Origin of the sequence: Pelobacter seleniigenes DSM 18267 (assembly GCF_000711225.1) — a bacterium.
GTDB lineage: Bacteria > Desulfobacterota > Desulfuromonadia > Desulfuromonadales > Geopsychrobacteraceae > Seleniibacterium > Seleniibacterium seleniigenes.
Genome location: NZ_JOMG01000002.1, coordinates 2,511,519 through 2,532,932, shown reverse-complemented (window position 1 = coordinate 2,532,932; position 21,414 = coordinate 2,511,519). Strand labels below are relative to the sequence as shown.

The window sequence follows — 21,414 nt, the reverse complement described above, 5'->3', positions numbered from 1 at the left end:
CCTCCACATGCTTATTACTCCAACCGATCCGCTCCCCACTGTAAGTTGTGCAGCATTCTATCGCGTGCCATGCCGTTCAGAAAGAGTCGCCTGATTCAGGCTGAGGACATCACCAATGGTGCAGGTGATTTCTGTAGCAACGTCTACGAATCGTATTCACGCCAGGAACTGACCGCGACGTGGTGCTGAAGGTACTGAAGGTGGTTGTTTTACCCAACGGGAAGGGACCGGCAACATGCTCAAGCTGGTCCGGTTGCTGCGCGCCTGCACCCAGCCGGAGGAATCACCTGAGGAACGCAGAAAATTTTACCGGTTCAAAAACTTTCTTTATAAAACGGTCAGGATCAACGAGCCGGAGATGGCCAAACAATCCGCCAAGCCCAGGGGCGGAGGATCAACATCCAGCGAGATTCTCCAATGGATCGAGTTTATAGTGGGGAAAATCGCCACGTTCCCAACCACATTTGCAAAAGCCCCGAAGAGAGAGCGCGGCCCCGCCTAAAAGGGGGCTGCGTGCAACTGCTTTTCCACCAGGGAGCGATCCTGCTCACGCCAGGGGCCAACCACCACCAGCTTCATACTCTGCCGGGTGAGCAGCTCATGGGCGGCCTGTTGAATTTTCTCGCAGGTCAGCTGCTGCAACTCCAGGCGATCCTGCTCCAGGGTGCGCAGATAGCCGGCCTGCAAGCCCCATCCGTAGCGCACGGCCAGTGAATCGCTCTGGTCCTGCGAAAACTCCAGATCAAACAGATAGCCCTTGATGGCGGCATCGAGCTCGGCCTGGGGCAACCGGTTATTGCGCAGGTCGGCGAGCACATCAAACAGCTCCGGCAGAACCTTCGGCAGGTTGGCGGGCGCCACCGACAGGTCGATGGACAGATAACCGGTGTCGCTGAGCAGCGAACAGTTGGCCTCGACGGAATAGGTCAGCCCCAGTTCCTCGCGCAACCGCAACGGTAATCGGGCTCCACCGCCCCAGGACAGCAAGCGCCGCAACAGTCGCACGGCCAGAATCCGTTCATCGTTGCGGCCGGGCAGACGAAAGGCCAGTTGCAGACTGACCTGGGAATCGGAATCATCAACCCAGCAACTCTCCGGCTGAGCCTCTTCTGGTTGCGGTGCCGGGCTCAAAGTGGGCAGCGCAGCGGGCTCCCAATGACCGAATTCACGCGTTGCCGCGCTGCGTAATTCATCCTGCGAAATAGGCCCGCAGGCACAGATCACCAGGTTCTGGGGCCGGTACCAGCTCCGGTAATAGGCCTCCAGGCAGGGCAGGTCGATGCCGGCCAGGCTTTCCGGTGTACCGATCAGGGATTTTCCGAGGGGATGTCCGGGCCAAAGCAGCGCAGCCATCAGGTTGTCCGGATTGACCAGGGTCCCTTCCTCGTTGAAGTCCTCGCGGGCTTCCTCAAGAATAATCCGCCGCTCCACATCAAGTTCCCGAAATTTCGGCCGCAGCAGCATCGACGCGAACAGAGCCAGCCCTTCCGCGAGATAGGCCGGATGAACCCGGGAATGAAAACAGGTGGTCTCGACATCGGTGGAGGCGTTGACCGCGCCGCCGATCGCCTCGAAAGCGCGCTCGATATCGGTGCTGGTGGGATAGTCTTCGGTGCCGCGAAAAACCATATGCTCCAGGAAATGGGAAACTCCGGAGATTTCGTCAGTTTCATTGCGGCCGCCGACGGCCAGGTAACAGACCAGTTCCGCGGCATGCAGATGAGGCAACGGCACCGTCACCAGACGCACCCCGTTGGGCAGGGTATCAACAAAATATTCTGAGCTGGACAAAAATGATGACCTGTTCCTTAACAATACCGCACCTTAAAATGACAAGAGCGGGCCGACGCACCGCGTCAGCCCGCTGAGGACGTAATTCAATCTAGCAGGTCTTGCTTAGCCCCGCAATAACCTGGCCGCCTCTTTGGCATGATAGGTAATGATCAGGTCGGCGCCGGCCCGTTTTATGCTGAGCAGTATTTCCATCATCACCCGCTCCCCCTCGACCCAGTCCCTTGCCGCGGCGGCTTTGACCATGCTGTATTCGCCGGAGACGTTGTAGGCAACCAGCGGCAGGTCAAAATTGTCTTTCAAATCGCGGATAATATCCAGGTAGGACAAGGCCGGTTTGACCATCAAGAAATCGGCGGCCTCGGCCAGATCCTGATTCGCTTCGCGCAGGGCTTCAAGACGGTTGGCGGGATCCATCTGGTAACTGCGCCGGTCGCCAAACTCGGGAGTGCTCTCCGCTGCCTCCCGGAAGGGGCCGTAAAAGCCGCTGGCATATTTGACGGCATAGCTCATGATCGGAATATGCTCGAAACCGTTCTCGTCCAGCACATCCCGGATCGCCGCAATCCGCCCGTCCATCATATCCGACGGCGCGATGATATCGGCCCCGGCCTGGGCATGGGAGAGAGCTTCCTTGGCGAGCAGTTCCAAGGTGGCATCGTTGTCAACATCGCCGTCCTTGATCATCCCGCAGTGTCCATGGTCCGTATACTCGCACATGCAGACATCGGTAATCACCAACAGCTCCGGCAACTCTTTCTTCAGTGCACGGATGGTATTCTGGATAATCCCACTGTCGCTGTAAGCGTCACTGCCGACGGCATCCTTCTCTTCCGGGATACCGAACAGGATCACAGCCGGAATACCGAGAGCGTAGACCTCTTTGGCTTCGCTGATAATATTCTCAATGGACTGCTGATAAATTCCCGGCATCGAACCGATTTCCTTGCGGATATTTTCACCGAAGGCGCTGAACATCGGGTAAATCAGATCATCCACACGCAGGTGGGTTTCGCGGACCATCCGCCGGATATTTTCATTGCGCCGCAGGCGGCGCGGACGATAATTGGGAAAGTACATAAATAGACTCCTTTACAATAGAGAACCGCTCAACAGCCAGCTCGCAGCGTTTGCCGTCAATTACGATAGTGTTCCACCATGGCCGCAACCAGGGCATCCAAAGTCCAGGCCGGCGGTTCCAGATCGACCTTGAAGCCATGCTCACGGATTGTCCGCGAGGTCTGTGGGCCGATGGAAAACAGTTCGGTTTTCCCCAGTAATAATTTCAACTCATCGCCAAGCATGGCCAGCAGATTATCAAAAGTGGAAGACGAACTGAAACAGATTGCATCCAGCTCTTGGTTTTTTAACAGCCGACGGATTTTTTCCGTATTCTCCCGCGGGGCGACCGTTCGATAGGCGATCGGGGCGCTGACATCCGCACCGGCGGCGCGCAGATGATCAACCAGATAAGGCCGGGCCAATTCAGCTCGTGGATAAAGAATCTTCTTTCCGGCAACGCCCAGCGCCAGCAGCTCTGCGACAATCCCTTCGGCGCTATGATCCTGTGGAACGATATCCGCGCTGAGCGCATAGGGTGCCATAGCCTGAGCTGTTTTGGGGCCGACGGCGACAACCGTAACGGCCTTCAACAAGCCGAAATACTGCTCATTTTCCAAGAACCGCTCAAAAAAAGCGTTGACCGCATTGGCCGAGGTCAGAATCAGGATATCGACATCTTCCAGATTGCGGATTTCCAGATCGAGGGGACGCCAGCTCTCCGGCGCAACGATGTCGATGGTCGGCACGCAGATCGCTTCACCGCCCTGTTCTGCCAGTAACGCAACCAGAGCGGCCGCCTGATTTTGCGAGCGGGTCACCAGAAATTTTTTCCCGGCCAAAGGCAGCTCCCTCACCGTCGTTCAATCCTCATCCTGCTTGAAGGTTTCGCAGCCGTAAACCGCGTTCAGGATCCGCCCCGCCCCCATCTCCAGGAGCTGTTTGGCCAGGGTCACACCGAGTTCGGCGGCCTGCCCGACCGGCCCGGTCAAGGTCTTTTTCAGCAGTTCCCGGCCGGCGACATCGGAGACCAGTCCGGTCAGTTCCAGTTCTGTCCCGCTGACGGTTCCGAAAGCGGCAATCGGCACCTGACAGCCCCCTTCCAGGGTGGAAAGGACCGCCCGTTCCGCGGTCACCGCATAGGCGGTCTCGGCATGATTGAAAAAATCGATCAGGCTGTTGGTCTCTTCGTCATCAATCCTGCTTTCCAGCCCCAAAGCCCCCTGGCCGATGGCGGGCAGGCAGACCTTCGGGTCAAAATATTCACCGATCTGCGCAGCGAACCCGAGCCGATGCATGCCGGCAGCAGCCAGCACCACGGCATCCAGATTATCTTCGTCAAGCTTGTTGATCCGGGTCTGGACATTACCCCTGATATCGACCATCTCCAGGTCGGGACGCAGGTTGAGCAGTTGGGCTTTGCGACGTAGCGACGAGGTGCCGATACGACCTTTGTGGCGGATATCGGCGAAGCTGGCGTAGCCCGGTTTCAGAACCACGATGTCGCGCGGATCTTCCCGCTCGGTGATACAACGCAGCCCGGTCCCCTCGGGGAAAAAAGTCGGCACATCTTTCATGGAATGGACAGCGATATCGACTTCGTGACGCAACATCGCTTCCTGGATTTCCTTGACGAACAGGCCCTTACCACCAACCATGGCCAACGGAACATCAAGGATTTTATCCCCTTGAGTCTTGATTTTAGTCAGGGTCACGGTCAGATCGGGGTAACGCTGCTCCAACTGGTCTTTAACCCAGTTCGCCTGCCACAAGGCCAAAGCACTGGCACGCGTGCCGATTCGCAAAGTACGGGACATCTCAACTCCTTCGGTTAGGTTTAACGGAATCAGTTGTCTCGCCGGCTGGTTCCGGCAGATCGAATAAGGTCCGGACAGCATCCAGGTAAAGGTTGCCGTCATCACTGGTGCTGGCCTGCTTGAGGATGCTTGTTGGGTGATGCAGGATCTTGTTGACAATCGCCGCGGTCATGGCATCAATGGCTTTGCGTTCTTTTTCGCCAAGGTGGGACAACCCGGACAGGGTTTTCTCCATCTCCAGCTGACGAACCTGCTCCAGCTGGCGGCGCAACGCAACGATGGTCGGTTTGACTTCCAGGGTTGCCAGCCAGCTTTGAAACTGCTGCACTTCGCCGGCAATGATAGCTTCAGCTTTGACCGCCTCTTTCTGCCGTTCCTTGAGGTTGGCTTCCACCACCCCCTGAAGATCATCGACATCATAGAGGTAGATACTTTCCAGCCGGTTCGCCGCCGGATCGATATCCCGCGGCACTGCAATATCGATCAGGAACATCGGTTTATACCGGCGCAGCTTGATCACGTCCTTGAGCTTTTTGGCGGTCAGGACATAATCCGGGGCACCGGTCGACGATAACACGATATCCGCCCTGTGCAATTGTTCCTGGAAATCATCAAAATTAACGGCCGTTCCGGAAAATTCTTCGGCCAGTTTTTCAGCCCGACTGAAAGTCCGATTGGTCACCAGCACTTTGGAGACGCCATTGTTGACAAAATGCTTTGCAGCCAGTTCACACATTTCTCCGGCGCCGATCAACATAACCGTCTTGTTTTCAAGGCTGTCGAATATTTTGCGGGCCAGTTCAACGGCAGCAAAGGAGACAGACACGGCATGGCTGGCGATCTCGGTTTCATTGCGGACCCGCTTGGCCACGGAAAAGGCCTTGTGCAGAAACCGGTTGAGAATGGTCCCGGCGGTTTTGAACTCGGTGGCATAGCCATAAGCGGTTTTGATCTGGCCGAGAATCTGCGGTTCGCCGATCACCATGGAATCAAGGCTGGCAGCCACCCGCATGACATGCTGCATGGCCGCTTCGCCCTCGTAATGATAAAGGTGAGGATCCAGCGCGACCTGCTCCAGCTGATGATAATGGGCCAGAAACGCCTTCAGCTCAACAATCCCGGCTTCGGGAGTGCGAGTGGCGGCATACAGCTCAACCCGGTTACAGGTCGAAACAATGACCGCTTCGGCGATTGCTGGCAACGCCTGCATCTGCGCCAACGGAGCGGCCATGGCGGTCGGCGGGAAAGCAACCTTTTCTCTGATTTCCACCGGGGCGGTCTTATGACTCAACCCCACAACAATGATATTCATAGCATCGTTTTCAGTAAGCTTCAGCTCAATTAACGGCAAAAGCTTCGAATGTGTGATAACCACTGAGCAGCAAGTTCACCCCCAGGAAGGTGAAGAGCAGAAACATAAAGGCGATGATGGAAAAAAGAGCCGCGGTACGGCCTCGCCAGCCCGCGGACAGACGCCCGTGCAAAAGCGCGGCGTAGAGGAACCAGGTAATCAGCGCCCAGGTCTCTTTCGGGTCCCAACTCCAGTAACTGCCCCAGGCGGTATTGGCCCAGAAGGCACCGCTGATAATACCGAGGGTCATTAGTGGAAAACCGACACTCAGGCAAGTGTAGTTGACTTTGTCGAGGGTATCCAGCGAGGGCAACAGTTGGAAAATACCGGTAAAATGTTTGCTTTTCAGCATGCGGTTCTGCACCAGATACATGATGCCGGCACCAAACGACAGCGCAAACGCAGCATTGCCGAGAAAAGCAAGGGTAATGTGAACCGGGAACAGCCAGCTCTTAAAGAGCGGGTTCAACTGCACCACCACATTGGGGCTTAAAGCGCTGGCAACCATCAGCACAAAGGCCAACGGCGCAGCGAAAGAGCCCATCACCGAGAGCCGGAAGCGCAATTCCAGTAACAGGTAGAGCAGCACCAGACACCAGGCAAAAAACGACAGGGATTCCTGCAGGCTGGTCACCGGTGTCCCGCCGACCCTGGAGTGGAGCACCGCAAAAGAGCCCGCATGGACGATGACCCCGACGAGCAGGAACCAACGCCCCAGCCGTCCTGCTTTGGTTTTTTTGCCGATCATGGCGGCCAGGTAAAGAATGCTCGCGGTGAGATAGATCAGAGTGGTGCTAGAGGTCAACAGAGTCGAGGTTCCCATGGTACCCTTTCCGGCGCTTCGGACCCGCGATGATAAAACATCATTCGGTTACCGCTTCTCATGAAGTCGGGAGATTGTATTGTTCACCAATCTCGTGTGTCAACTTTTTTATTTTCCTTACAGATTTTATCAATTTGGCGCTTCAGCCGTTTCGAAGCAGTCTTTTTCTAACGGCCGAATAATTCTTTTTCGACCAGCTCACAGAGCAGATGACCGGCAAATTGAGCCAGTTCCAGCAGCCGTGGCATAGAATCGGTGGCCAGGTCAATGCAGACGTCAAGATCATCCTTGAACAGAGGGTCTTTGCGGCAATCGCCGGACAACAGCACCACGGCCTGCTCGTTTTCCAGGGTTTCTTCAACCAGGGCCTGAAGTTCGGGAGCAGCAGACCCGTCGGAGCAGACCAGCAACAGATGGTGCTGGCTGTTGACCGCACGATAGTGGCGTACCAAATGCTGTTCGAACTGCCCTTCCGCCATCATCCGAGCACTCAGCAGGGGATCACTCCCGAGGCAGAGCGCCGGCAGGACCGGGCGGTCGAAATCAAGCCGGAAGGCAAATTGCGCCGCCATCAGCTGGGCAATAGCCGCCATATGGCCGTGTCCGGCCAGAAGGAGTTGCCCCTCTTCGGCAAACAGACCAGCGAGCCGTTTGGCCAGCGCCACCATCTGATCGTTCTGTTCCTGACAGAATTTTTCGTGCAAAGCGAGGACTTGAGCGCACGCTTCGTTGATTTGCTGATTCATTCTTTACCTCCAGAGCCGGTTCCCCCAAAACTCAGGAAAGCTCGGCACAAGCATAATATGGACCGGCACCCTTGCTGTCAAGCGCGAGCGGACACCGGAATACAACTTGATTTTTCTGTAATCTTCTCTATATATTTGAGTTCGAATATCAATTCACCGAAACAGAAAAGCCACTACTGGAAAAAAGGAGAAGTCGATGGCTAGCGACAAAGTACTCGAAATTACCGACGCTCAATTTGAAGCTGACGTTCTTAAATCTGCAACACCGATTCTGGTCGATTTTTGGGCAACCTGGTGTGCACCCTGCAAAGCGATCGCCCCGGTGCTCGATCAACTGGCGGAAGAATATGAAGGCAAGATCAAAATCGGCAAAGTCAATGTCGATGAAAATCCGGCCACTCCCGGTCAGTATGGTGTGCGTGGCATTCCCACCATGATCCTGTTCAAAGATGGCGAAATCGTTGACCAGCTGGTTGGCGCCGTGCCGAAAAACCAGGTTGAGAATCTGCTCCAGAAAGCTCTTTAACAGCCACCACCAAACAGGCTCCGATCCACAGGATCGGGGCCTGTTTTCCAATCATCTCCGCCCCAAAGCATCTCCGCCGTCGGCCAGATCGCAGCCCAGCTCAGAACTGTCTTTTACTGTCCAGTAAAATGGTCACCGGCCCGTCATTGACCAGATCGACCGCCATATCGGCGCGAAATTTACCGGTTTGGGTGGCCACGCCGCGAGCGCTGACCTGTTCAACAAAATAGTCGCACAGAGGCTCTGCTTGCTCGGGGAGCGCCGCTGAAGAGAAACTGGGCCGTCGTCCTTTGCGACAGTCCGCCAGCAGGGTGAACTGCGACACCACCAGAATCTGCCCGCCGCAATCCGCCACCGAGCAATTCATCTTACCGACCGCATCTTCAAAAATCCGCAGCCCTACAGTTTTTTCCGCCAGGTAATCGGCGGCCGCACGGTCATCACCGTCCTCAATCCCCAGCAGAACCAGCAATCCCTGACCAATCGCGGCTATCCGTTGCCCGGCGACACTAACCCCGGCCTGACTCACCCGTTGAATCACTGCTCTCATCAGCAGATTCCTTCTTTCGACCCGGCCAGCTGGCGCAGCAGGGCCAGATTCTCCAGGTCATGACAATGCTCCGGGCCACCGGGAGTTTCCAGTATTTTCGGTGTGTCGGCAAAGCGCTGATCACTCATCAAGGCGGCAAACCCGGCCCGGCCGATCTCCCCTTTGGCCACATGTTCGTGCCGATCCACCCGCGAACCCAAAGGTTTCTTGCAGTCGTTGAGGTGAAACAGCGCCAGCCGGTCGCAACCGAGCAGACGATCGAAACCAGCCATCACCTCATGGTAGGTCTGGGCGCTGCGCAGATCATAACCGGCGGCAAATGCATGACAGGTATCAAAACAGACAGCAAACCGTTCCGTCCCGACCAGGCTGCAGATTTCTGCCAGATCCTCAAACCGGGCGCCAAGACTGGTCCCCTGGCCGGCGGTATTTTCCAGTAGAACTCTGACCCTGGACGGAGCTCCAGCGAAAATGCTGCGAAAGCTGGCGGCAACGGTCTGCAAACCCGCCGCAACCCCTTGTCCCATGTGCGCACCGGGATGCATGACCAGATCACCGATGCCCAGCTGCTCGCAACGAACCAGTTCATCGACAAAGGCATCAATCGATTTTTTCCTGAGCTCCGGATCCGGGCTGGCCAGGTTGATCAGGTAACTGTCATGGGCTGCCACATAGCGAATGGGACTATTTGCGTGGGCGCTACGAAACGCGGCGATGGCTTCTGTGCTCAGCGATTTTGCCTGCCAACGGCTGGCATTGCGGGTAAAGATCTGGATTGCGGAACAACCGATCAGTTCCCCCCGGCTGAAGGCTCGGTCAATACCACCGGCAATCGAGACATGGGCGCCGATCAACAACTCTGTTGTGCTAGGCCGACTCACCCGGCAGCTCCCGCCCAGATTCCCAGCAATCCGGCGATATCCGCCGGTTCCCTGATCCAGGCATCGACAAAGTCAAAGCTGTTCTGCGGATCCTGCGGCCCGACCAGCACGGTTTTCATTCCGAGCTGCTTGGCGGTTTGCAGGTTCTGCGGCTGATCTTCCACCATGACGCACTGCTCACCGGTCAGTTGCAACTGGGTAAGAACCTTGTGATAGGGTCCGGGATTCGGTTTCGGTTGATAATTGTCGATGCGGATGTCGAAAACATCCACAAACAGCCCGTCCAGCCCCAGGGCGTTGACCACCCGGTCGGCATGATCGCGGGAGCCGTTGGTAAAAACATAGCTGGGTGCCGGCAACCCGGCCAGCACGCTCTGCAGTCGCAGATCGCAGGAAAGCCGGCTGGCGACGTCCACGGCATGCACATAGTCCAGATAATCTTCCGGATTGACCCCATGATGGCGAATCAGCCCCTGCAGGGTGGCGCCGTAATCTTTCCAGTAACGCCGCCGCAAACCATCGACCGCCTGCGGATCAATGGCGACGATCTCTTCCATGTAACGGTTGATCCGCACATCGATGAGCGCAAAGAGGTCCTTTTCCCGCGGATAAAGAGTGTTATCCAGATCAAACAGTATCGCTTTCATACCCGCCTATTTCGGTTCATATTCGCCGCTGAACACTTCAACGGCAGGGCCGGTCATCAGCACCGGTCCGTTGTCGAGCCATTCCAGTTCCAGCTCACCGCCGCGTAGATGATTCAAGATCTTGCGCTCGGTCTTGCGGGTCAGAACGCCGGCCACGGTAACCGCCGAAGCCCCGGTTCCGCAGGCCAGGGTTTCCCCTGCACCCCGCTCCCAGGTGCGCTGGATCACCTCTGTCCGGCTCACAATCTGGACAAACTCGATGTTGGTACGGCGCGGAAACCAGTCGCTGGTTTCGATCTGCGGTCCGATTTCAGTGACCGGAAAGGCGGCAACATCATCGACATAGACCACCGCGTGGGGATTGCCCATGGAAACACAGGTCAGCTCAAGGGTATGACCGGCAACCACAAAGGGAACCAGCACGGCGGTTTCGGTCGCTGGACCGGTCATGGGGATGGCGGCACGCTGCAGTATCGGCAGGCCCATGTTGACGCGAACCTTGGCCACCAGGCCGTCGCTCCCCAGAAACAGCTGCAAATCAAGCACCCCGTTGCCGGTTTCAACCTGCAGCGCGGTCTTCCGCACCAACCCGTGATCATAAGCGTACTTGGCAACACAACGGATCCCGTTGCCGCACATTTCCGACTCACTGCCATCGGCATTGAACATCCGCATGCGCACATCTGCCACTTGCGAAGGCAGGATCAGGATCAGCCCATCCGAACCGATGCCGAAATGTCGGTCACTGGCACGGCGCGCAAACTCCTCGGGATCGGCCACCTGTTGCTGAAAACAGTCGATATAAATATAGTCATTGCCGATACCATGCATTTTGGTAAATTTCATTTTCACCCCCTGGACCGTTGTGATTATATGAAGCTCTCTGATAATATAATGAGACTATCTCATGCTCTCAACTCTTAACGTTTTATTTCCGGAGAAATCATGGCGTTTTTTCTAAAAACCAAAATCTGGCAGACCGGGGCGCTTGACTGGTGGGGAATGATCAACAATGAGGATGTGTTCCTCGGCAACCGCGAGTTCCCGCAACCGCCGGAAGAAGGCGATGAATGGCTGGTCCGGAGCACCGGACAGCGTTTCAAAATCATCGACCGGGAGATTCGCCTGATTGCTCAGGAGGAACCGCAGGACCAATGGACATATTGAACATCATTCAGATTCCGGCCAGTGACATGGATAATTTCTCCTACCTGGTCTATTGTCCGGAAACCATGCATGGCGCGGCCGTTGACCCTTCGATGCATCCCGAACGCCTGCTTGAAAAAGCACGGGAATTGAACGTCGACCTGAAACTGCTGCTGAATACCCACGGCCACAGGGATCATGTCGCCGGCAACGGGGCCATTATTGAAGCGACCGGAGCAAAACTGGCGGCCCACCCCCAGGACGTGCCAAACCCGGACATCATCCTCTCGGAAGGTTCAACCATCCAGCTTGGCAACGGTCTGCTCAAGGTTCTGCACACTCCAGGGCATACCCCCGGATCGATCGTCTTTCGCAGTGGCCTGCAGCTGATAACCGGCGATACCCTCTTTGTCAGTCGCTGTGGCCGGGCGGATCTGCCGGGCAGTGATGTGGCAGCCCTTTACGATAGCCTGCAGCGCTTGAAAACCCTGCCGCAAGACACCACTATCTACCCGGGGCACGACTACGGACCCCAATCGACCTCAACGATCGGCTGGGAACTGGAGCATAATGATTTCCTGAAATGTCCCGACCTGCAGAGTTTTATCAGACTAAGAATGGCCTGAGAGAACCAACCTGCCCAGGCACTCAGTCGGTCAGAACCCAAGCGGGTCATTAAATAGGTTCATCTCTGAAATGTTCAAGCAGTTGGCGAGTAATGCGCTTTTCCCCACCGCGCAAAAAGACCGTCATCGATTTTGTGCGTCCCTTCATGGCTCGGCAGGCTTTTTTTCCTACCACCCGCTAGCGCTTCAGATTGATCACGCGGGTTCCTGCCAGACGATCATTCCAGCCGCGGCGTTGCGGATTGGCAAAAACGGAGAGATACCCGAGTCCGGCGGGCAGCAGTTGGAGCAAACCGCCGACCGTATGCAGAAAAGCATGAGGAAAATCCAAGGCATCGCCGCCGATGGTTTCAACCCGCAAACCGGTAAGCATTTTCCCCGGCGTCTGTCCGGCCAAAAAATGGAATAGGGTGAAATAGCCAAAGAACAGAGAAAACAACACCAGGAAGTAAGGGATAGAAAGGTCCAGCAAGGTGGTCACAGAGGGGAGCAGCTGATCGTTCACCCCTCCCATGGCAGCTTCGGCAGCAATAACAAAGCTGCCGCCGACCACAGCCAGCACGATGATATCGCAAAACCCCGCTAAAAGACGCTTGCCCAAACCGGCCGTGTCGAGTTCTTCAGTGGCCAAAACGGAAACTTCATCATCAATCGCTTCGTCGCTATCGTCAAGCACAGCAGTTGCCGCCAAAGGCGAGGCAGTAACCTCCTCGTCGACACTCGCCAATTGCTCAGCCAGCTCATCGAATTGCCGGTAATATTCAGCGTAGACCGCTTCCTCGTCGCGAACTTCGGCTGGTGCCGAGACCACAGGGGTCGGCGCCAGATCGGGCTCGTCCAATGCCAGCTCAGCATCCGGTTCGACGGGAATCTCTTCCGCCACACTGAAGAGATCATCCTGCTCCTCCGCAACGGCAAAGGAGTCCGTCAGCATAGCAGGACTCTCGTCCAGCAGGGCCTCAGCTTCGTTTTGAGTCAGGTCGAACAAATCCGCCGTAGATTCAGCATCCGGAGTCCCCTCGGCTGCAGAGGACTCCGGAAAATCAAAAGGGTCTGCGGGGTCCTTTCCCGGTTCTTTTTTGGCCGCATTCGTCGCGCTATCCTCATCCGGATCAAAGCCGAAATCATCCTCCAGATCGTCTTCCTCTGGCAGATCGAAGGAAAAATCAGTACTATCCGTCGCTTCGGCTTTGGCCTTTGGGCCTTCCAGGGTTTCCTCGACATCTTCGTCCTCCGGAGCTTCCTCAAAAAGCTCGTCAAAGGAAAGATCGTCATCCTCGGTGCTGTCCCCCATGAAATCAAAGCCGAAATCATCGCTTTCGGCGGTCGGGGCTTCCGGTTCCGGACTAGTTTCGAAAACAGGTGCAGCGGCGACCGAAGCCGTTGCAGCGGCAACCGCGGCATCAGCATCGAAATCGGTTTCGACCGCTGTTTCACCAGCAACCGTCTGTCCGGGGAACAGGACGCTTTTAATTCCGTAACGCTCTTTGAACTCAACCAGGTCTTTACCGCATTTTTTGCAGTTGTCGAGATAGTCAAAACTGTTGAAGCCACACTTGGGACATCTCATGATTTTTCCTTTCCTCTGAGCACGGTTCCTCAACCATGTCGGCCCGTAGCAAAATCACCATAAAGATATTGTAAAATCGACATTATCGCAAGCCCAGCGGTTTCGGTGCGGAGAATTCTCGGCCCCAGCCCAACAGGGACAAACCCGGCTTGTTTGATCAGTTCGATTTCGTTGCGGCTGATGCCTCCTTCGGGTCCGATGATGACAGCGACACTCTGCGGAATCTGGCGAGGCAGAGCTGCTGTCAACGAACCGGCTTCCTCTTCCCACAGCACCAGCTTCAAATCAGCCTGCACCTGGCCCAACGCCTGAGGTAAAGACAAATCAGCCTGGAGTTCAGGCAAGTGATATTGGCGACTCTGGCGCGCGGCTTCCTGGATGATTTTCCACCAGCGCCCCAGTTTTTGCTCTTTTTTTTCGGCTTTGAGACGGCCAACGCTGCGTTCCATCGCCACCACCTGAAAACAGCTGACCCCAATCTCCGTCCCCTTCTGGAGGATAAGCTCCAGTTTTTCACCCTTCGGCAGACCCTGGAGAAGGGTCAAACGGCAGGCTGCGGCAGGCTGGGTCTCAACCTGAAGAACCTGCACCTGATCCAAAGCGTCCAGAACCCCCCTGGCAACCTGTCCGGTGCCGTTGAACAGTTCAACTTCGTCGCCGGGACTCAGGCGGAGAACGGTCTTGATATGTTTTCGTTGTTCCGCCGGCAGCACCAGCACGCTGCCGCAACTCAGCTCTGGTTCGGGAATAAAAAAACTCCGCATCAACGATTCCGGCGATAAAGGAGGCAGACCCAGTCGTCCAGGTAACGACTGGCAAAGGATTCCAGCGGAAAACCGTCAAAACCCGCGCGCACCAGCGCTTCTTTCTCCCGCAAAATCCCGGACAGAACAAGCCAGCCGCCCGGCCGCAAATGCGCCATAAAAGCAGGACCGAGCCGGACATTCTCTTCCGCGAGGATATTCGCAACGACCAGATCAAAGGATCCCGGAAGAGACTCCAGGGGCGTCTCCGTTACTTTAATGCGCTCCTGATAACCGTTCTTCTGCACATTTTCGCGGGCGACCTGACAGGCAATCGGGTCAATGTCATTGGCCAGCACCGCTGCGCAACCCAGGGCCGCGGCCCCCAATGCCAGCAGGCCCGAGCCGGTTCCAACATCCAACATTTGAGCGGGCGGCGTGGGGCTGGCCAGCAGCTCCGCGATGGCCTCCAGACATAATCTGGTCGTCGCATGCGAGCCGGTCCCGAACGCCATCCCCGGATCGATCTCAATGACCACATCATTGGCAGCAACTTGAGCCTCTTCCCAACTGGGACAGACCACCAGTCGCTCACCGACGCGAAAAGCGGAAAAATTCTGTTTCCACTGTTCGGACCAGTCCTCAATCTGGACGGTCTCGCCGAGGAGGACTTCCAGGGACAGTTCATCCGGCAGCGGGGCCTGGCGCAGGGCCACTGCAACCTTCGTCACCAGCTGTTCGGGGGAACAGTCCGCCTCAAAATAGCCCTTAAGCCGATAAATCCGCTCCGCGTCAAGGGCATCGTCAGGCACCACAAAGGTATCCAGCTGCCGTTCTTCAACAACAACGCCGGAGCATCCGCAATCGGCAAGCAAGACGCTGACCAGATCAACCCAAGCCCCAGGAACACCAACCTCTATCGCAATCCATTCATTTTTCATCATCACTAATTAACAGAATCTATCAATGAAAACAATAAGGAATCAGTAAATTTGTACACTCTGACCATAAACAAAAATAATTAAAAGAATCTATCATTGCCCTTGCGCACTTTTTTAGACTCTGCTAAAGTTTAATCTGATTTTCATGAGCCTGAGCTAGTAAAACCTCATGATATTATTTTTTCAGATTAAAACCAACCCTTTACCAAACCCATTTCAACAAATTGGTGGCGGGGTTTTTAATATTCCGCACCACTAGATACAGGTGCAACGGCATTGACCAAAAGGAGACTCATTGATGCGGATCCTGGTTGTCGAAGACGAAAAAAAGGTCGCCAGTTTTATCAAGCGGGGCCTGGAAGAAGAAGATTTTACTGTTGATGTTGCCCATGACGGCGAAAGCGGTATCGCCATGGCGGAAAGCTCCAGTTATGATCTTATTCTGATGGATGTCATGCTACCCAAGAAAGACGGCCTGAGTGCAATCAAGGAGTTACGTGAAAAAAACATCTCGACCCCGATTCTGTGCCTGACCGCCAAGGACACCGTTGAGGATATCGCATCCGGCCTGGACATCGGCAGTGATGACTACCTGACCAAGCCTTTTGCCTTTGCCGAGCTGGTGGCACGGGTCAGAGCCCTGATCCGCCGTGGCTCACAGGACCGCGGGGCCGAACTCTATTTTGCCGATCTGCGGCTGGACCCGGTTGGCCACAATGTCTGGCGCAATAACCGGCCAATCGACCTCACCGCCAAGGAATACGCCCTGCTGGAATACTTCATGCGGAACCCGAATCAGGTTCTGACTCGAACCATGATCGCTGAACATGTTTGGGACTACACCTTCGATTCCTTTACCAATATCATTGACGTCTATGTCAATTATCTGCGGAAAAAAATTGACCGTGATTTCGACAAAAAACTGATCCATACCGTCCGGGGCGTCGGCTATGTCCTGAAAGATTCGGACTGACCCTGGTCTCCAGGGTCATCTGCATTTATGATGAAGAAAATATTGAGAATTGATTGGCCTGCTCTGCAACAAACAGCCGGCCAATCGCCACCACCCCAAGATGACCCATATTATTATTGGGAGGAACAATCGCATTGACCTGCTCAAACAACCAGCAGCGAAAATATAAACATGCAAAGGCATCTGCCATCAATCGCCTGATTCAGCTCATGAATAAAACCGATCCGGAAGTTGAGCCCCTCTTTTTCACTCCGGAAAGTACCGATCCTGCAGAAGTCCAGGAGCTGGCCCAAAGCTATAATGCGCTGATGGAGCGAATGGCCAACAATCTGCGCCGGTCAAGACAGTTTGCGGCAGATGTTACCCATGAATTGCGGACGCCTTTGACCATTTTGCGCGGCGAAACAGAGCTCGCCCTGCGCAGTGGACGGGATCAGGAAGAACTCAGAAAGGTTTTGGAATCAAACCTTGAAGAGATCAGTCGCATGAGCTACCTGATCGAGGACCTGCTGTTGCTTTCCAAAAGCGACCTGGGACAGATTCCTTTAAAAATGGAGCCCATCTATCTGCCGGAGCTTATTGTCGAACTGCACCACCAGGCCCAATTGCTGGCTGCAGCAAAAAGTATCCGCGTAGACCTGAACTGCCCCCGCCAGGATATTTTTATTCTTGCGGACAACCTGCGAATGAGACAGGTCCTGTTAAACCTGCTGACCAATGCGATCAAATATACGCCCGCGGGGGGGAAGGTCGGGATAGATATCGAACTGACCGATCGGGACCAGGTCAGAATAACGATCAGCGACAGCGGCATCGGCATCGCCCAAGAAGAATTGGAACTTATTTTCGAACGCTTTTACCGGGTTGATAAAACCCTTAACCGTAATGACGGCGGATCAGGCCTCGGTCTGTCCATCGCCAAATGGATTGTCGAAGCCCACGATGGAACCATCAGCGTTTCCTCAACCCCTGGCCAGGGAAGCCGCTTCAGCGTGACGCTCCCGCTGACCGAAAGCGAAAATTTCGATTAAATAAACTTTAAATTTTTTTAGTTCACTTTTCTGAACGATTTTAGTATAAGTACTTCCAGAAACCTCTTCGGAGGTTTCGCGCCCCGAAGACCTACCCCCCCTCCAGGTCTTTGGGGCTTTTTTTTGCCTTACTCTCCTGCCCTTCTTGCTCTACCAACTTTCAAAACAACCATCTGCCTGTTATAATTTCGCCGGAGCTCGGTGGAACAGCAAAGCCGGTTCAGAATGCCGACCCGTTCCCCAGCCCATTCTCCACGCCACATCCCCTTCAGGAGGTCAGAATTCATGTTTTTTCAACCCCGCGCAGTTTACCTGGCAGACTCTTTCATGCTGCCCGTCGGCAAATACAACGGTAGACACCGTCCCAAAATGAGTTTTTTCGAACTGGTCGACGCACTTCAGCCATTACTGAACAATTCCAAAATCGACAAGGACCGCATCGGCTGTGTTGTGGTCGGCTCCCAGAATCCGTTTGCTTTTTCAGGGATCGACAATGTTGCGGCTAAGGTCAGCGGCCGGCTCGGGATCAGCGGAGCAAAGTCCGTTCTGGTCGATACCGCATCCTCCTCGGGAGCTAGCGCTTTTGAAGCGGCTTTCATGGAAGTCGCATCCGGGCAACATGATCATGTCCTGGCCCTCGGCATTCAGAAAATGAGTGATGTCTCAACCCGTGAAGCCACCAAAATAGTCGCCGGGGTCATCGACCGGGAAGAAGCCGAATACGGGCTGACCATGCCTGCCTGCGGAGCGCTGGTTGCCCAGTCCCTGATCCAGGAATTCGGCTTGAGTCTGGAAAAATGGAGCCACTATACCTCGCGTTGGACCGAGCGGTCCCATCACTATGCCGCACAAAACCCCAACGCTCATCTCAACTATGAAATCCCGGCAGAGCAGTATCTGGCAGAAATGGATGGGGGGAAAAATTATCTGTATTACGACCCTCTCCATTATTACGATTTTTGCCCCATGTCCGACGGAATTGCGGCCTGCCTGCTGACCTCGCAGAAGAGCCGGGTCCGGGTGTCAGGGGTTGGCTCCGGCACCGACATCCCGACCATTGCGGATCGCCTGACCTACACCAGTTTTCCGGCGACTCGCATTGCCTTGGCTCAGGCGCTGGGCATGGCCGGGCTTAAAAACCTGCACGAACTGAATACTCCCGTCCATATCAACATGCACGACCCCTTTAACGGCTTCGGTGCCATCAACTTAGTTGACCTTGGTGTTGTTCCCCGTAAAAATCTTTTGGATGGGCTGCTCGATGAAAAACTGACCGGACCGAGCGGACTGTTTCCGACCAACCTCACCGGCGGTCTGAAAGGCCGCGGCCACCCCCTCGGCGCAACCGGAATGGTCCAGATCGTTGAAAATCATCAAATGCTCGTCAGCGGCGATTACCAGGCAGCCCTATCCCATTCCATCGGCGGGCCGATCAACAATAACGTCGTCATCCTCTTGGAAACCCAGGAGCAGTTTCTCAGCCGTGGGGCGGTACCCTATCGGCCAGAGGGCAGACCGCTACTCGGCCGGCTGAAACCGGCCGACATCACCCTGGAAACGATACTGGGGAAGGAACATAAATGCACGGCCAAGTTACTGGCCAAAACCTCACGGTTCGATTTCCGCACCGGAAAAGCCCAACGCACCCTGCTGGTTTTTTCCAAAAAGCATGAAAGCGAGAACTACCGCTTTTTGATCGGCGTCGCCCCGGAAACTGCGGCTTCCCTTGAGGGCCTGAAATACGGCGATAAAATTCAGCTGCAACAGGTCGATGGCGAGCTCAGCATCAACGATGTCCCGATTCGTCGACTCTATCGTAAAACCATTGAGGGGGTGGTCGAAATCGCGGATACGGCAATGCGTCATCTGCGCCGGAAAAAGGAGTAAATTTGCGCATCTGCACAGTGCAAAAACAGCCCTGTCATGATAATCTGCGTCGATGCGGATAACAGTTAAACAACAAGTCCTTCTGGCTCCTGCAACGATGCTGATTCTCTTGGTTCTGGTGCTGGGGTTTATGCAGTACACGTACTGGAACCTCACCGCCAAAAGAGCGGAAGCCAGAGCCATCGGCACCACCTTTGTCGCCGTCGCTGAAGCGGACATGGCCGCAAGAAGGCTGCATCTCCTCATGCGGACGCTGCAATATACCGGGATGGCTGCGCCTGAAGATATGGCCCTTATGGCTGACCTCTACGAACGCCTGCTGGCGGCAGTCGATCGCCTTGAGCCGTTCGGCCCGCTCAAGCAATCAGGGCAGATTTCGCTGCTGAAAAGCCTGGTCCTGGAGTTAAACCCCGGCAACAGCCCGGAACCGGAACAGACTGCCGAATCCTTTGCCAAATTCAGGGCCGAACTGTCTGCGCTGTCCAATCTGACTCAGGTCTATCTCAACAAACTGCGCTCCACCCAGGAACAGGACATTGACCACTTGGTCGAAAGGGCGGCGGTGGTCTCCATGTCCATCCTGGTCCTGGCCATTATCCTCGGGCTGTTTATCTCGACGTATTTCAGTCGCCGGATCCTGCACCGCATCCAGGATCTGTCCCACAACGCAGTGCGTATCGCAGATGGAAAGCTTGATCTGCCCCCTGCTCCCGACCGCATTCGCGACGAACTGGACACCCTGGCGGTCTCCATCAACAGGATGACCAAACGACTGACCCAGGTTATCGGTAGTGAAAAACTTTTTGAAGGGGCGGAGGAAGAACGTCGGCGCATCGCCATGGATCTTCACGACCAGTCTCTTTCCGACCTCTCCGGCATTCTGCGCGGCCTGCAGAATCTGGAGCCGACTCTCCCCGAAAAAGAGCTCAGGGAACGCATCGACAACCTGGAGCAGGATCTGGGCCGGGCTATTTCCAACCTGCGTGAAATCATGAACAATCTGCATCCGCAGACGTTGGATATCCTCGGCCTTGGCGCAGCCATTGAAGCACATCTGGAGCAACATTGCGACTCAGACGATTTGCCCGCTTACCATTTCCATACCGACCCGCGCATCAACAATCTGCAACTGGGCCGGTTGCAACAGCTCTCCCTTTACCGCATCGCCATTGAAGCGATCCGTAATGTGTTAAGGCATGCCGGGGCCAATCGCTATGAAGTTGACCTGGAACTGCGCGATACGGTACTGGTCCTGTCCGTTGAAGATAATGGTCGGGGCCTGCCGGTGTTACCGGCTCATCACGAAGGACGGGGCCTGAACAATATCAGGGAGCGGGCCAGAAAAATTGGTGCTGAGGTCAATTGGACCGCCTCCCGCTTTTCCAGTGGCACTCGGTTCGAATTGACACTCCCCTGCAGCACCGACCACGTCAAGGGATAACACCATGAAACCATTGAAAATCATCATCGCCGAAGACAACCCCAAAGACCTTGAGTTTCTTGAACTGCTGATATCATCCTGGGATGAAGAGGTCAGCGTGACCCATGCCCACAACGGTCAGGCCGCCCTGGAATTGGGGCTCAATCAGGAGGCGCCCCTGGTCATCAGCGATATTCAGATGCCCGAACTCAATGGTATTGACTTTGCCCGGGAACTCTGGCAGCAAAAACCGGCGGCACGCATTGTGTTCTGGAGCCAGTTCAAAGACGAAATGTACGTGCGAGCCCTGGCCAAAATCGTTCCTCCGGAAACAGTCTACGGGTATATCCTCAAATCCAGCTCGAAAGAACGGATTGCCTCAGCCATCCACACCGTACTGATCGATGAACAATGCTGGATTGCCCCCGAAGTTCGCAAAGTTCAAGGGCGGGCCGGCCATTCCCTGACGGCCCTCTCCGATATCGAATACGAGGCACTGCTCGATATTTCCCTCGGTCTGACCGATAATCTGATTGCCCAACGGCGCTATCTGTCCAGGCGGGGGGTGCAGAGCAGACTCAATTCCCTGTACAGCAAACTGGGTATAGATCAGGAACAGTTTCATAGCGATAAATACGGAGATTCCTTTAATTTACGCAACCGGGCGGTAGCGGTCTCCCTGGCGCGGGGACTTATCAACGCTTTTGAAATGGAAAACGAAGAACAGGATTTTCAAACCTGGTTTAAGCGCTTTCAGCGCAACAACAAACCCAAAGATACTTTTTAAATCAAGAACTTGACGTTGAGCTAGTCCATTCAGTTAAGAAATTAGTGGATTTGGTCATTTCCGTCCTACTAGCCGATAAAACCCTATTTTTAGAGAATG

The 21,414-nt window shown here is 55.1% G+C and carries 24 protein-coding genes; 9 read left to right on the top strand and 15 right to left on the bottom strand.

The window, feature by feature from the left end:
* Positions 1-235 precede the first annotated feature (235 nt).
* A complete protein-coding gene (locus N909_RS0114435) occupies positions 236-502 on the top strand; it encodes a hypothetical protein (RefSeq protein ID WP_029916335.1) in 267 nt (88 codons plus the stop codon).
* Here N909_RS0114435 and N909_RS0114430 read toward each other — a convergent pair.
* The 7 genes from N909_RS0114430 to N909_RS0114400 form a co-directional block, all read right to left on the bottom strand.
* The gene (locus N909_RS0114430; RefSeq protein WP_029916333.1) at positions 499-1,791 is read right to left on the bottom strand and encodes a M16 family metallopeptidase; all 1,293 of its coding nucleotides are present in this window, start codon (positions 1,789-1,791) and stop codon (positions 499-501) included. The two genes, N909_RS0114435 and N909_RS0114430, sit on opposite strands and share 4 nt — an antisense overlap.
* 105 nt (positions 1,792-1,896) lie before the next feature.
* Positions 1,897-2,871, bottom strand: a complete 975-nt coding sequence (gene hemB, locus N909_RS0114425; protein WP_029916331.1) for a porphobilinogen synthase — start codon at positions 2,869-2,871, stop codon at positions 1,897-1,899.
* Between the two features lie 56 nt (positions 2,872-2,927).
* On the bottom strand, positions 2,928-3,692 hold the full coding sequence (locus N909_RS0114420; protein WP_051689779.1) for a uroporphyrinogen-III synthase: 765 nt from the start codon (positions 3,690-3,692) through the stop codon (positions 2,928-2,930).
* A gap of 21 nt (positions 3,693-3,713) precedes the next feature.
* Complete coding sequence (hemC, locus tag N909_RS0114415; protein ID WP_029916328.1) at positions 3,714-4,667, bottom strand: hydroxymethylbilane synthase; 954 nt, start codon at positions 4,665-4,667, stop codon at positions 3,714-3,716.
* A 1-nt stretch (position 4,668) separates the two neighbouring features.
* Positions 4,669-5,979 carry a glutamyl-tRNA reductase gene (hemA, locus tag N909_RS0114410; RefSeq protein WP_029916326.1) on the bottom strand — a complete coding sequence of 437 codons (1,311 nt, stop codon included), beginning with the start codon at positions 5,977-5,979 and terminating at the stop codon, positions 4,669-4,671.
* A gap of 25 nt (positions 5,980-6,004) precedes the next feature.
* Positions 6,005-6,841: a c-type cytochrome biogenesis protein CcsB gene (gene ccsB, locus N909_RS0114405; RefSeq protein WP_029916325.1), complete on the bottom strand. Its 837-nt coding sequence runs from the start codon at positions 6,839-6,841 to the stop codon at positions 6,005-6,007.
* A gap of 167 nt (positions 6,842-7,008) precedes the next feature.
* The gene (locus N909_RS0114400) at positions 7,009-7,587 is read right to left on the bottom strand and encodes an SIS domain-containing protein (RefSeq protein WP_029916323.1); all 579 of its coding nucleotides are present in this window, start codon (positions 7,585-7,587) and stop codon (positions 7,009-7,011) included.
* A gap of 196 nt (positions 7,588-7,783) precedes the next feature.
* On the opposite strand from N909_RS0114400, the gene trxA reads away from it, so the two are divergent.
* Positions 7,784-8,113 carry a thioredoxin gene (gene trxA, locus N909_RS0114395; protein WP_029916316.1) on the top strand — a complete coding sequence of 110 codons (330 nt, stop codon included), beginning with the start codon at positions 7,784-7,786 and terminating at the stop codon, positions 8,111-8,113.
* A 100-nt stretch (positions 8,114-8,213) separates the two neighbouring features.
* Here trxA and dtd read toward each other — a convergent pair whose 3' ends face one another.
* The 4 genes from dtd to dapF are packed head-to-tail and all read right to left on the bottom strand — an operon-like array spanning position 8,214 to position 11,037.
* Positions 8,214-8,663, bottom strand: a complete 450-nt coding sequence (dtd, locus tag N909_RS0114390; RefSeq protein ID WP_029916315.1) for a D-aminoacyl-tRNA deacylase — start codon at positions 8,661-8,663, stop codon at positions 8,214-8,216.
* On the bottom strand, positions 8,663-9,544 hold the full coding sequence (locus tag N909_RS0114385) for a deoxyribonuclease IV (protein ID WP_245613604.1): 882 nt from the start codon (positions 9,542-9,544) through the stop codon (positions 8,663-8,665). Before N909_RS0114385 ends, dtd begins: the two co-directional genes overlap by 1 nt.
* Positions 9,541-10,191, bottom strand: a complete 651-nt coding sequence (locus N909_RS0114380) for a pyrimidine 5'-nucleotidase (protein ID WP_029916310.1) — start codon at positions 10,189-10,191, stop codon at positions 9,541-9,543. The genes N909_RS0114385 and N909_RS0114380 overlap by 4 nt, the downstream gene beginning before the upstream one ends.
* Positions 10,192-10,197: 6 nt before the next feature.
* On the bottom strand, positions 10,198-11,037 hold the full coding sequence (gene dapF / locus N909_RS0114375; protein ID WP_029916307.1) for a diaminopimelate epimerase: 840 nt from the start codon (positions 11,035-11,037) through the stop codon (positions 10,198-10,200).
* A 99-nt stretch (positions 11,038-11,136) separates the two neighbouring features.
* Between dapF and N909_RS0114370 the strand changes: the two genes are divergently transcribed.
* Together N909_RS0114370 and N909_RS0114365 are read left to right on the top strand one after the other, a co-directional pair.
* Positions 11,137-11,358, top strand: coding sequence for a hypothetical protein (locus N909_RS0114370; protein WP_029916305.1), 222 nt, complete (start codon positions 11,137-11,139; stop codon positions 11,356-11,358).
* Positions 11,346-11,963 (top strand): hydroxyacylglutathione hydrolase family protein, encoded by a 618-nt coding sequence (locus N909_RS0114365; protein WP_029916304.1) that lies wholly within the window; start codon positions 11,346-11,348, stop codon positions 11,961-11,963. Before N909_RS0114370 ends, N909_RS0114365 begins: the two co-directional genes overlap by 13 nt.
* A gap of 178 nt (positions 11,964-12,141) precedes the next feature.
* Here the strand turns inward: N909_RS0114365 and N909_RS0114355 are convergent, their stop codons facing one another.
* From N909_RS0114355 to prmA, 3 genes are read right to left on the bottom strand one after another with little or no spacing between them, the layout of a single operon-like run.
* Positions 12,142-13,533 carry an RDD family protein gene (locus tag N909_RS0114355; RefSeq protein WP_029916302.1) on the bottom strand — a complete coding sequence of 464 codons (1,392 nt, stop codon included), beginning with the start codon at positions 13,531-13,533 and terminating at the stop codon, positions 12,142-12,144.
* Between the two features lie 29 nt (positions 13,534-13,562).
* Positions 13,563-14,297, bottom strand: coding sequence for a 16S rRNA (uracil(1498)-N(3))-methyltransferase (locus tag N909_RS0114350; RefSeq protein WP_029916300.1), 735 nt, complete (start codon positions 14,295-14,297; stop codon positions 13,563-13,565).
* Positions 14,297-15,220 (bottom strand): 50S ribosomal protein L11 methyltransferase, encoded by a 924-nt coding sequence (gene prmA, locus N909_RS0114345; protein ID WP_245613603.1) that lies wholly within the window; start codon positions 15,218-15,220, stop codon positions 14,297-14,299. Before prmA ends, N909_RS0114350 begins: the two co-directional genes overlap by 1 nt.
* Before the next feature lie 295 nt (positions 15,221-15,515).
* Between prmA and N909_RS0114340 the strand changes: the two genes are divergently transcribed.
* Positions 15,516-16,190: a response regulator gene (locus N909_RS0114340; protein WP_029916296.1), complete on the top strand. Its 675-nt coding sequence runs from the start codon at positions 15,516-15,518 to the stop codon at positions 16,188-16,190.
* 25 nt (positions 16,191-16,215) lie between these two features.
* On the opposite strand, the gene N909_RS25745 is transcribed toward N909_RS0114340, so the two are convergent.
* On the bottom strand, positions 16,216-16,380 hold the full coding sequence (locus tag N909_RS25745; protein ID WP_155005946.1) for a hypothetical protein: 165 nt from the start codon (positions 16,378-16,380) through the stop codon (positions 16,216-16,218).
* 19 nt (positions 16,381-16,399) lie between these two features.
* Here N909_RS25745 and N909_RS0114335 point away from each other — a divergent pair, with 19 nt between their 5' ends.
* The 4 genes from N909_RS0114335 to N909_RS0114320 all read left to right on the top strand — a co-directional run bounded on the left by N909_RS0114335 (position 16,400) and on the right by N909_RS0114320 (position 21,315).
* Entirely contained in the window at positions 16,400-17,221 is an 822-nt protein-coding gene (locus tag N909_RS0114335) for a sensor histidine kinase (protein WP_155005945.1), read from the top strand.
* A 285-nt stretch (positions 17,222-17,506) separates the two neighbouring features.
* A complete protein-coding gene (locus N909_RS0114330) occupies positions 17,507-19,108 on the top strand; it encodes a thiolase family protein (protein ID WP_029916292.1) in 1,602 nt (533 codons plus the stop codon).
* A 97-nt stretch (positions 19,109-19,205) separates the two neighbouring features.
* Positions 19,206-20,549, top strand: coding sequence for a sensor histidine kinase (locus N909_RS0114325; RefSeq protein ID WP_029916289.1), 1,344 nt, complete (start codon positions 19,206-19,208; stop codon positions 20,547-20,549).
* A 4-nt stretch (positions 20,550-20,553) separates the two neighbouring features.
* On the top strand, positions 20,554-21,315 hold the full coding sequence (locus N909_RS0114320) for a response regulator transcription factor (RefSeq protein WP_029916286.1): 762 nt from the start codon (positions 20,554-20,556) through the stop codon (positions 21,313-21,315).
* The last annotated feature ends 99 nt before the right edge of the window (positions 21,316-21,414 follow it).

Excerpts from the sequence above, each read along its gene's own strand:
- N909_RS25745 (WP_155005946.1), bottom strand. The coding sequence starts at position 16,380 with ATGGCAGATGCCTTTGCATGTTTATATTTTCGCTGCTGGTTGTTTGAG.
- N909_RS0114350 (WP_029916300.1), bottom strand. The coding sequence starts at position 14,297 with ATGCGGAGTTTTTTTATTCCCGAACCAGAGCTGAGTTGCGGCAGCGTG.
- N909_RS0114435 (WP_029916335.1), top strand. The coding sequence starts at position 236 with ATGCTCAAGCTGGTCCGGTTGCTGCGCGCCTGCACCCAGCCGGAGGAA.
- N909_RS0114320 (WP_029916286.1), top strand. The coding sequence starts at position 20,554 with ATGAAACCATTGAAAATCATCATCGCCGAAGACAACCCCAAAGACCTT.
- trxA (WP_029916316.1), top strand. The coding sequence starts at position 7,784 with ATGGCTAGCGACAAAGTACTCGAAATTACCGACGCTCAATTTGAAGCT.
- dtd (WP_029916315.1), bottom strand. The coding sequence starts at position 8,663 with ATGAGAGCAGTGATTCAACGGGTGAGTCAGGCCGGGGTTAGTGTCGCC.
- ccsB (WP_029916325.1), bottom strand. The coding sequence starts at position 6,841 with ATGGGAACCTCGACTCTGTTGACCTCTAGCACCACTCTGATCTATCTC.
- N909_RS0114365 (WP_029916304.1), top strand. The coding sequence starts at position 11,346 with ATGGACATATTGAACATCATTCAGATTCCGGCCAGTGACATGGATAAT.
- hemB (WP_029916331.1), bottom strand. The coding sequence starts at position 2,871 with ATGTACTTTCCCAATTATCGTCCGCGCCGCCTGCGGCGCAATGAAAAT.
- N909_RS0114380 (WP_029916310.1), bottom strand. The coding sequence starts at position 10,191 with ATGAAAGCGATACTGTTTGATCTGGATAACACTCTTTATCCGCGGGAA.
- N909_RS0114340 (WP_029916296.1), top strand. The coding sequence starts at position 15,516 with ATGCGGATCCTGGTTGTCGAAGACGAAAAAAAGGTCGCCAGTTTTATC.
- hemC (WP_029916328.1), bottom strand. The coding sequence starts at position 4,667 with ATGTCCCGTACTTTGCGAATCGGCACGCGTGCCAGTGCTTTGGCCTTG.
- hemA (WP_029916326.1), bottom strand. The coding sequence starts at position 5,979 with ATGAATATCATTGTTGTGGGGTTGAGTCATAAGACCGCCCCGGTGGAA.
- N909_RS0114370 (WP_029916305.1), top strand. The coding sequence starts at position 11,137 with ATGGCGTTTTTTCTAAAAACCAAAATCTGGCAGACCGGGGCGCTTGAC.
- N909_RS0114330 (WP_029916292.1), top strand. The coding sequence starts at position 17,507 with ATGTTTTTTCAACCCCGCGCAGTTTACCTGGCAGACTCTTTCATGCTG.
- dapF (WP_029916307.1), bottom strand. The coding sequence starts at position 11,037 with ATGAAATTTACCAAAATGCATGGTATCGGCAATGACTATATTTATATC.
- N909_RS0114335 (WP_155005945.1), top strand. The coding sequence starts at position 16,400 with ATGAATAAAACCGATCCGGAAGTTGAGCCCCTCTTTTTCACTCCGGAA.
- N909_RS0114325 (WP_029916289.1), top strand. The coding sequence starts at position 19,206 with ATGCTGATTCTCTTGGTTCTGGTGCTGGGGTTTATGCAGTACACGTAC.
- N909_RS0114400 (WP_029916323.1), bottom strand. The coding sequence starts at position 7,587 with ATGAATCAGCAAATCAACGAAGCGTGCGCTCAAGTCCTCGCTTTGCAC.
- prmA (WP_245613603.1), bottom strand. The coding sequence starts at position 15,220 with ATGATGAAAAATGAATGGATTGCGATAGAGGTTGGTGTTCCTGGGGCT.
- N909_RS0114355 (WP_029916302.1), bottom strand. The coding sequence starts at position 13,533 with ATGAGATGTCCCAAGTGTGGCTTCAACAGTTTTGACTATCTCGACAAC.